This window comes from Salinimicrobium sp. WS361 (assembly GCF_050750585.1).
Taxonomy (GTDB): Bacteria; Bacteroidota; Bacteroidia; order Flavobacteriales; family Flavobacteriaceae; genus Salinimicrobium.
Window position 1 is genome coordinate 44,943 of the sequence record NZ_JBOJLM010000020.1, and the last position, 9,637, is coordinate 54,579.

At 40.7% G+C, this 9,637-nt stretch carries 8 protein-coding genes; 2 read left to right on the forward strand and 6 right to left on the reverse strand.

Going from position 1 to position 9,637, the window contains the following annotated elements; translation table 11 throughout:
* Positions 1 to 21: 21 nt before the first annotated feature.
* Positions 22 to 312 carry a chaperone modulator CbpM gene (locus ACQ93I_RS15450; RefSeq protein WP_431699300.1) on the reverse strand — a complete coding sequence of 97 codons (291 nt, stop codon included), beginning with the start codon at positions 310 to 312 and terminating at the stop codon, positions 22 to 24.
* Positions 305 to 1,240 carry a DnaJ C-terminal domain-containing protein gene (locus ACQ93I_RS15455; RefSeq protein WP_431699301.1) on the reverse strand — a complete coding sequence of 312 codons (936 nt, stop codon included), beginning with the start codon at positions 1,238 to 1,240 and terminating at the stop codon, positions 305 to 307. The genes ACQ93I_RS15450 and ACQ93I_RS15455 overlap by 8 nt, the downstream gene beginning before the upstream one ends.
* A gap of 174 nt (positions 1,241 to 1,414) precedes the next feature.
* Here ACQ93I_RS15455 and acs point away from each other — a divergent pair, with 174 nt between their 5' ends.
* Entirely contained in the window at positions 1,415 to 3,319 is a 1,905-nt protein-coding gene (gene acs / locus ACQ93I_RS15460; protein WP_431699302.1) for an acetate--CoA ligase, read from the forward strand.
* 42 nt (positions 3,320 to 3,361) lie between these two features.
* Here acs and ACQ93I_RS15465 read toward each other — a convergent pair whose 3' ends face one another.
* From ACQ93I_RS15465 to ACQ93I_RS15480, 4 genes are all read right to left on the reverse strand, one after another.
* The gene (locus ACQ93I_RS15465; protein WP_431699303.1) at positions 3,362 to 4,024 is read right to left on the reverse strand and encodes a 3'-5' exonuclease; all 663 of its coding nucleotides are present in this window, start codon (positions 4,022 to 4,024) and stop codon (positions 3,362 to 3,364) included.
* On the reverse strand, positions 4,017 to 5,936 hold the full coding sequence (locus tag ACQ93I_RS15470) for a DUF294 nucleotidyltransferase-like domain-containing protein (RefSeq protein WP_431699304.1): 1,920 nt from the start codon (positions 5,934 to 5,936) through the stop codon (positions 4,017 to 4,019). The genes ACQ93I_RS15465 and ACQ93I_RS15470 overlap by 8 nt, the downstream gene beginning before the upstream one ends.
* A gap of 98 nt (positions 5,937 to 6,034) precedes the next feature.
* Positions 6,035 to 7,135, reverse strand: a complete 1,101-nt coding sequence (locus ACQ93I_RS15475; RefSeq protein ID WP_431699305.1) for a DNA topoisomerase IB — start codon at positions 7,133 to 7,135, stop codon at positions 6,035 to 6,037.
* Between the two features lie 121 nt (positions 7,136 to 7,256).
* Entirely contained in the window at positions 7,257 to 8,345 is a 1,089-nt protein-coding gene (locus ACQ93I_RS15480) for a M42 family metallopeptidase (RefSeq protein WP_431699306.1), read from the reverse strand.
* A 103-nt stretch (positions 8,346 to 8,448) separates the two neighbouring features.
* Here ACQ93I_RS15480 and ACQ93I_RS15485 point away from each other — a divergent pair, with 103 nt between their 5' ends.
* Complete coding sequence (locus ACQ93I_RS15485) at positions 8,449 to 9,138, forward strand: DUF4294 domain-containing protein (protein ID WP_431699307.1); 690 nt, start codon at positions 8,449 to 8,451, stop codon at positions 9,136 to 9,138.
* Positions 9,139 to 9,637: the final 499 nt, after the last annotated feature.

Here is a 9,637-nt window from a genome sequence, read left to right on the forward strand (position 1 = left end):
GGGTAGTTTAGGGTTTAAATATTAGTCTTCATAGCGTCTTAGGCGATTTTGCAACAGCCTAACTTCATTTTGTAAAAGGGAAACACGGCCCAGTAAATGGTTTATGGCTTCTATTCCCTCAAAATTTATCTCCAGGTCATAGTGTAGCCTTACAATTCGCTCCAGTTCTCTCACCTGTTCCTGCTCAATATACTCATTTTCTTCTATAATTAGGGTTTGTATCAGCCCGTGTTCTGTAAGCTGGTGAATAAATGAATACTCGAGTTGGTGGCAGTCACAAAATTCTATAATTGAGATATATTGATCATCCATTTTTCCGCAGTTTTTTTAATTCCTGTAAAAGTTCCTTTTCACGCACACTCAGTTTGGTTGGAATTTTCAGTTTGTAAGTAACAAGAAGATCCCCAAAACTTCCTTCTTTCTTGTACACAGGGAATCCTTTCCCTTTAAGTTTTACGGTAGTGCCATTTTGTGTCTCCGGCTTTACTGTAAGTTTTGCCTTTCCGTCAAAGGTGTCGATCAAAAGATCTCCACCTAAAATTGCTGTAAATATGTCGAGCTCAACATCCTTGTAAAGTTGTTTTCCTTCCCTTTTAAAAGTAGTATTGTTATTAATGGCAAAAGTAAGGAGCAGGTCCCCATTCGGCCCGCCATTCACCCCTTCTCCACCATAGCCTTTGATCCTAATGGTTTGTCCATTTTCAACTCCGGCAGGAATGGTGAGCCTTATGTTTTTATTGTTAACTGTAAGGGTTTGTTTGTGGGTTTTATAAACATCGGTGAGGTTAAGATGCAGTTCGGCGTTAAAATCCTGTCCTCTAAAACGAGTGGTTCTTTGTCTGCCACCTGCAGCTCCTCCAAACATAGATTCGAAAAAATCTGAAAAATCCCCACCTTCAAATCCGCCACCGCTAAAACCTTCAGCACCACCAAATCCTCCGGTTCTTCCGTCAAAACCGCTACCAGACTGCCGCTGATACTGTTGCTGGGCTTTTGCTTTTTCAAATTCTTCAGCGTGCTGCCAGTCTTTGCCGTATTGGTCGTATTTTTTCCTTTTTTCGGGATCTATGAGCACTTCGTGAGCCTCATTTATCTGCTGAAATTTTTTCTGGGCAGCGGTGTCGTTTGGATTGAGATCGGGGTGGTATTTGCGGGCCAACTTCCGGTAAGCCTTCTTTATATCACTTTTAGTAGCATTCTTATCCAGCTCTAAAACCTTGTAATAGTCGATAAATTCCATAGGTTTTTCTGAAGTTTAAAAAATCCTGTACTTACTTAAAGATACATATTTCAGAAAAAATAACGAACGTGGGTAATATTTATTCCTTCGGAAAAATACCTCTCAAAAATGTCATTTTTGAGCACCCACTGAAAATTTATTTGTTTTTGAAGAAGCTTTTCCTAATTTTAAAAAATGGAAAATCTACAATTACGCACTTTTGCCGACTATAAGAAGGCTTACAAAAAAAGCATAAAAGATCCTGAAGCTTTTTGGGATGAAGTAGCATCTACTTTTACCTGGCAGAAAAAGTGGGATAAAACCCTGGAATGGGATTTTAAAAAACCAGAAGTAAAATGGTTTCAGGGCGGAAAGTTGAATATCACAGAAAACTGCCTTGACCGTCACCTGGACACCCTGGGGAATAAAACTGCCATAATTTGGGAACCTAACGACCCTGATGAGGAATCCCGGTATATTACTTACCGGCAGCTTTTCGTAAAAGTTTCCCGATTTGCCAACGTACTTAAGAACAATGGCATTAAAAAGGGAGACAGAGTTTGTCTTTATATGCCCATGATCCCCGAATTGGCTATCGCCATGCTGGCTTGTGCGAGAATTGGAGCTGTTCACTCTATTGTTTTTGCAGGATTTTCCAGTTCGGCCATAGCTCGGCGAATCAACGATTCAGATTGTAAGATGCTTATCACGGCAAATGAGGTGTACAGAGGTTCCAAAAAGGTGAATTTAAAGGAGATGTGCGATAAGGCCCTTGAGGAAACACCGGGTGTAGAAACGGTGATCGTATATCGTCGCACGGTTGAACCTACACCTATGAAGGAAGGAAGGGATAAGTTCTGGTTTGATGAACTTCAAAAAGCCGAAAAAGAATGTCCTCCAGAAGTTATGGATGCCGAAGATATGTTGTTTATACTTTATACTTCAGGCTCAACAGGAAAACCCAAGGGTATGGTGCACACCGTGGGAGGTTATCTCGTGGGTACCACTTATTCCTTTCAAAACGTGTTTCAGCTCGAGAAAAATGATGTTTACTGGTGTACTGCCGATATTGGCTGGATCACCGGTCACTCCTATATTATTTACGGACCTCTGGCTTCTGGTGCTACAACCGTAATGTTTGAAGGTATTCCAAGTTATCCCGACTACGGAAGGTTTTGGGATATTGTAGATAAATTAAAGGTCACACATTTTTATACTGCTCCTACAGCAATAAGATCACTTGCTAAACAACCCCTGAGTTTTGTAGAAAACCATGACCTGTCTTCACTCAAAGTCCTTGGAAGTGTAGGCGAGCCTATCAATGAAGAGGCATGGCACTGGTATAATGATAATGTAGGGAAAGGAAATTGTCCTGTGGTAGATACCTGGTGGCAGACTGAAACAGGAGCTATAATGATATCGCCCCTGGCAGGGATCACACCCACCAGACCAACTTTTGCAACATTACCACTACCTGGTGTTCAACCTGTACTTATGGATAGTGAGGGAGAGGAAATACCAAATACAAGTGAACCTGTAGAAGGAAGACTGGCCATTAAATTTCCATGGCCATCTATTGCGCGTACTATTTACGGTGACCATCAACGTTATAAAGAAGTCTATTTCTCTACTTTTGAAAACAAATATTTTACAGGCGATGGGGCATATCGCGATGCGACAGGTAACTACCGAATTACAGGAAGGGTAGACGATATTGTTATAGTCTCTGGACACAACCTGGGAACTGCTGCTATAGAAAATGCCATTGATGAACATGAACACGTGGTAGAGAGTGCGGTAGTAGGTTTCCCACATGAAGTAAAAGGGAATGCACTTTATGCCTATGTGATATTATATGATAAAGTTGAACCTTCCGAAGAACTGGTGAAGGAAATAAAAGATATTGTTTCTCAAACCCTGGGCCCAATTGCAAAACCTGAAAAAATCCAGTTTGTAAGCGGACTTCCAAAAACGAGAAGCGGTAAAATTATGAGGAGGATTCTAAGAAAGATCGCCTCTAATGATACCGATAATCTTGGAGACACTTCAACGCTGCTAAACCCTGAAATAGTGGATGAGATTATGGCTGAAGCAAAATAATATAGAACATAAGGTAAGTTAAATGAGGAGATGAAATTAAGATTAGAGCTTTAATAGTTCCTTTAATTTCATCTCCTTTTTCTTGTCGAGCTTTCCGAGGATCTTTAGGAAAGCTATTGCAGTAATGAATGCATCGCCAATTGCGGTATGCCGGTCTTTTACATCAATAATAAAAGCTTCGGCAATTTCATCCAGGGAATAATTTTTCTCCTTGTCTACGAGGTTGGAGTTTAACAGCGTCCTCCTGTAAAGATATCCTGTATCCAAAACCGGATTCTTCAATTTTGGCAATCCCCTTCTTTTCAAAGCTGAATTGACCATCTTAATATCAAAAACTGCGTGATGGGCAACCAGGACAGCGTTCCCTATGTACTCTAAAAATGCACGGATAGCTTCTTCTTCGGAAAGGCTTTCTTTTTTTTCCTCTTTAAGTATACCGTGAATTTTTACCGATTCGGGATTAAATCTTTCCTGCTGTAAATAATGCTCGAAAGTTTGAGAAACATTTAATTCATTAGACTTTACTTTCACAGCGCCAATACTCAGGATTCTGTCATTTTTATAATTAAAGCCCGTGGTCTCTGTGTCGAAAACAACAAAAGGTGTTTGTGAAACTAATGAAGGTAGTTCCTCCTGAAATTTCGCTTCGTAAGCGTTCCAGAATTCCGGAAATTCCGGGGTTTTCTTCTTTAAAAAATTAAACATGATATCCCGGAATTTCGAATCTAATCTTTACAAGATCCTGCACTTCTTTTAAGCTTCTAAAGCACCTTTTCAACTTCATTTTTTCCTCCTTACTTAGCTCTTCGAGTTTGATGAACCTGCCGTTATTACGTTCTTTGATGCCCTGCTTTGTTCTAAATTTCAAAAGAGCTTTAGATGCAAATGAGCAAGCGAGATAAAGCTCCCTGTTTGATGGCTCCAGTTGTGCCAGTTTATCAAATCTTTCGGAAGTATTGCTCAAATTTTTAACCTCGTGGGAGAGGATCAAAAGCCTTCCTGCATCTGTGAGGGGAGTTATGGCTCTCTTTTTAATGTCGAAAGTGTCTTTGTTTTCCCCATCATGTTCTACTACGAATTGCCGGAAAAATCCAAGAGGCGGCGGATTTCTTAATGTAACTGCAGCCAGGGCAGAAGTGAACCTTCTGTTGTTTCGGGTTAATTCAAAAATGTGGTCAGATAGTACGTTGGATAATTTTACATTTCCATAAGAGATATCAAAATCAAAGAATATTGAACTTAGCAGCAATTCATCATTTCCTGCATTAGTGATCCATAGTGCCACCTGTTCTTTCCATTCCGAAAGACTTTTACACCATTGCTCATTTTTTGCCATGGTATTTACCGGGCAATATTCATAACCAATTATACTCAGACGTTTATTTACCTTTTTTGCCAGTTCAAGAAAGTAAGCTTTGGTAGCAACATGATGTTCGGGTGCAACATCATCAAAAATAATTGCATTGTCCTGGTCGGTTTGCAGTAGTTGCTCTTTCCGGCCCTGGCTCCCTAAAGACAACCAGGCAAATTCGGCTGGGGGAGGAGCAGGCATTTTTTTTATACATCTATCAATAATCCTTTTAATAGAGGCATCATTAAGCTCAAAAATGATCTTCGAGATGAGGTTGAGAGGAATATTACTTTCCAGATAACCTCTTAGTAACAAAGTAATTTTATTCCGGATCTTCTTCAGTTCATTGGTGCTGTTGGACCGCTGAATCGCCTTCATCAGAATCGAAGGGTTATTCCCTTCAGACAGCATGATGTTATGAGCAGAAAGAATCCCGATGACCTGGGAATTTGGAGTGCCATCTTCGGTAATACAAATATGGTCAATCCCATGTTTCATCATAGTGAGTTGGGCCTGCGAAATTGTAATGCCTTTTGAGTAACAAATCACAGGAGAACTCATGATTTCTGAAACAGGAACCGCTTCAAGGGCAATTCCGTTAGCAACAAGGTCTCTAAAGTTTTCATCGGTAACTATACCCACCGGAATATTGTCTTCTACAACAACCAGAGAACCTACCATTCTGGATTTCATTTTCTGTGCTGCTTTTTGAACAGTGGTGGCAGGAGAAATGGTGATTACTTTACGGGTAATGGGTGCCGGTTGTAATTCAAAAAGATTTTGAGCTGCAACTACGGGTGAAGTTGAGGTGAGAAGTTTTCCTTTGTCTCCCGAAGCATAGGGGTTTCGGGTATTGGAAGCAAAACTCTGCAACAGGAATTCTCTTACCCTGGGGTGATTTTCTGCAATTGGTTTAAAGATATCAATAGGAATCCCATACAGTATAGACTCTTCATCGGCGAGTGTTTGCAGCAGGTAATTTTCTTTTGCAAACAAGGGCCGCAAACCAAAAATATCGCCTTCATCACATTTATCAACGGTCTCTAAAATCTCATTTTCAGGCTTTAATACTGAAACAGCTCCTTTATTGACCACGTAAAAATACTGATGCTGTTCTTCCCCTGCTTTAAAGATGCTTCTTCCCTTTTCTATGTAAACAACTTTGACTTCGCTGGCCAGGGTAAAAAGTTGTTCTTGCTGAAGCAGATCAAACGGCGGAAAATTCTTCAGGAAGTCCGCTATTCTTGCTGCAATAGTGTTTTTCATACAGCTAATTTAGGCAAAAGAACTTTTCTTAATTTCTATGACAGAACCTTTTTTAAGAAATTTCAGAAGATGACTTTCAGAAGAGATGTCAGCTAAAATTAATCTTTTGATTTAACTTCTTTTTCTTCCAGTTCTATTTCAAAATCCTTGAGTATTTCCAGCAGCACTTCTTCAGTTTGTGAGAAGTTGGGTTTTGAGGTGCGTTTTCTTTCTACCTTTTTAAAATATGGAACTATGCCTCCTGTTTCATACAAGTCTACCACGTGAGGATGCACGTAGTAGCTGCGGCATACACTGCGGGTGTTGTTCAAAGCTTCGGCAGCAGCGTCATAAGCCTCGAGGATATTCTTTTTATTCTGCTTTTCTTCTTCGACATAACCAATTTCTCGCAATTTCTCGAAAAAGATCTTGGTGGCACTCCAGGTCCTGAAATCTTTAGCCGAGAAAAGTGAGCCACTAAGGTCCTGAATGTATTCGTTGACCATCCCGCTATCAATACTGTGTTTTTTCCCATCTTCTCCAATATATTTGAAGACCTCCCAACCCGGAATTTCCTCGCATTGATTCACCAGCTTAATGAGTTTCTTGTCGCGAATAGAAACGGTATTTTCAATTCCGCGTTTCCCAAAAAAATTGAATTTCATTTCCCCTTTTGAGATCTTTACATGCCGACTTCTAAGTGTGGAAAGTCCGTAAGATTTGTTTTGTTTGGCGTAAGTTTCATTACCAATGCGAATATGGGTCTCCTCCATAAGCCTTATTATTAGGGCCAGTACTTTTTCCTGTGGCATTCCCTTTTTATCGAGATCTTTGTCTACTTGCGCCCGAATTTTGGGTAAAACTTTTCCGAAGGAGATCATCTTGTAAAACTTGGTGAGATTTCTAAGCTTCCTCCAGTCGGGGTGGTACATGTACTGCTTGCGTTGCTTGGCATCAAGCCCCACAACCTGTAAATGTCCCTTGGAATGAGGGCAGATTCGCACTTTTTCCCACGCTGGTGGGATCACCAGTTTTTTGATCCTTGCCAGGGCCTCTTCATCTTTTAAAGGCTCTCCTTCGTGCAGGTATTGATATCCTTTTCCTCTTTTTCGGCGTTCTATGCACAGGTCGTCTTCAGAAGTATATTGAAGATTTGCCTTTTCGGCGGCAAGGTCTGGGTTAGAGATGAGTGAATTTACTTCATCAGAGGAAAGCACCATGAATTTTTTTCCTAAATATAGTTTTCATCGATATCTCTTCTATGTAAAGAAATGTGAAAACTTCAGAAAAAATAAAGCCTCCTAAAAAAGGAGGCTCAAAAATGGCATTTTTGGATGCTATTTATTCAAAGTAACTAAAGGTATCACCATCCTTTAGTTGCAGTAAACTTTCATAGATCAATTTGATAACGTTCTCCACATCATCGCGGTGCACCATTTCAACAGTGGTGTGCATGTAGCGTAGGGGAAGGGAGATCAAAGCCGATGCCACACCGCCGTTGCTGTAGGCAAAAGCATCAGTATCTGTCCCTGTCATTCTTGAAGAAGCCATACGTTGGAATGGGATCTGTTTGTCTTCAGCAGTTTGGATGAGAAGATTGCGCAGTTTGTTTTGAACGGCCGGTGCATACGAGATTACCGGGCCATTTCCAATTTTGGTAAGACCGTTGGTTTTTTTCTCGATCATTGGAGTAGTGGTATCGTGGGTAACATCGGTCACTATAGCAACATTAGGTTTAATGCGCTGGGTGATCATTTCGGCACCTCTAAGGCCAATTTCTTCCTGTACCGAGTTTGTAATGTAAAGTCCGAAAGGTAATTTCTTCTTATTCTCCTTGAGCATACGCGCAACTTCAGCAATCATAAAACCTCCAATGCGGTTGTCTAGGGCACGGCAAACAAACTTGTCCTTATTCAGAATAAAAAACTCATCGGGGTAGGTAATCACACAGCCCACGTGAACGCCTAGGGCTTCAACTTCCTCTTTTGAAGAGCAGCCAACATCAATAGAAATATTGTCAAGTTTTGGAGCCTGTTCTTTCTCCTTATCGCGGGTGTGAATAGCCGGCCATCCAAAAACCCCTTTTACAATACCATTTTTGGTATGAATGTTTACCCTTTTGGAAGCGGCGATTTGATGATCACTGCCGCCATTGCGAATTACGTAGATCAAACCATCATCGGTAATGTAGTTAACATACCACGAGATTTCATCGGCGTGACCTTCTATTACTACCTTATATTTTGCTTTGGGGTTTATCACTCCCACAGCGGTACCGTAAGTATCTGTAATGAACTCATCAACATAAGGTTCTATGTAATTCATCCACAGCTTTTGGCCTTCCCATTCGTAGCCTGTAGGCGCTGCGTTATTCAAATATTTTTCTAAGAAATCTATCGACTTTTCAGTAAGAATTTTTTCCTGACTCATTATTTTATTCTTTTGCACGAATTTAGGAAGATTTGAAGAGCTGACAATTTATAGATAATGTAATTTTGGAATGATTTTAGCTCCCATGTTGAAAACGAATATTTTGAAGCAGATTTTATTCATTTTTCTGTGTTTGATCCCGGCCGCTGCATTTGCTCAGGTCAAAGAGCCCGTGCAGGATAGTGTGGAATATGAATATTACATCATCGAGGGAGATACCATTGCACGTTCACATATAGACCTCGACGAGGTACTTATTTTGAGCCGGCTAAAGTTTGATAATGATCTTGAAAGACGTAAATATCTTATTCTTCGCCGCAAGACGATAAAAGTTTATCCTTATGCCAAACTGGCTTCAGAGCGGTTGGTAGAGCTCAATAGCAGGCTTGATCAAATAAAATCCAGGCGGGACCAAAAACGCTACACAAAAATAGTCCAGAATTATATTGAAAATCAGTTCTCGGCCGAATTAAAGAAATTGACACGCACCGAGGGGCAGATCCTTGTAAAATTGATTCACAGGCAAACCGGGATTACGGCTTTTGATCTTGTAAAAGATCTCAAGAGTGGTTGGCGGGCTTTTTGGTATAACACCACAGCCAGTTTCTTTGATATTTCGCTAAAAGAAGAATTCGATCCTGCAAAAAACCAGGAAGACTATTATATAGAAGACATTTTACAAAGGGCCTTTCAGGGAAGACAGCTGGAAAGACAACCCTCTGCGCTCGACTATGATTTTCTCGAACTTACAGACAAATGGTCTTCCCCTGCAAAACGAGACCGAAAATCCTGATAATTTTAATCATTTAGACGTTCCCCGCCTTCGCTACCGCTCATGCGGGTCGGGCTATCCGCTTCAATCTTTTTGCTCATACTTCACAAAAAGGATTTCCGCTGCTATCCCTAACGCGGGTACACATCTTCGATTCATTATTATGTAATGGTTTTCTATTTTGCGTTTTCAATTCATGTTATATTAAATCGGATTGGATTGTTTGTTTTGATTCCTATTAATGTAATTCGATGGATATTTCGTTTATCTATAAACATTTGACCCCTTCGGGGTCACCCCCTGCCGAAGTTGAATACGAAATGTTGGATCCTTTGGATCCTGATGGTCAGACCCCGACGGAGTCTTATATTTTGACGGGAACACGTCACAAGCCCAAGACCCCGGAGGGGTCTCATATTTATAACTCCTGAACTCCTCAACCCAAGACCCCGAAGGGGTCACATGTATATAACACCTGAAGCCCTCAACCATACGACCCCGACGGGGTCATAGGTTTTTA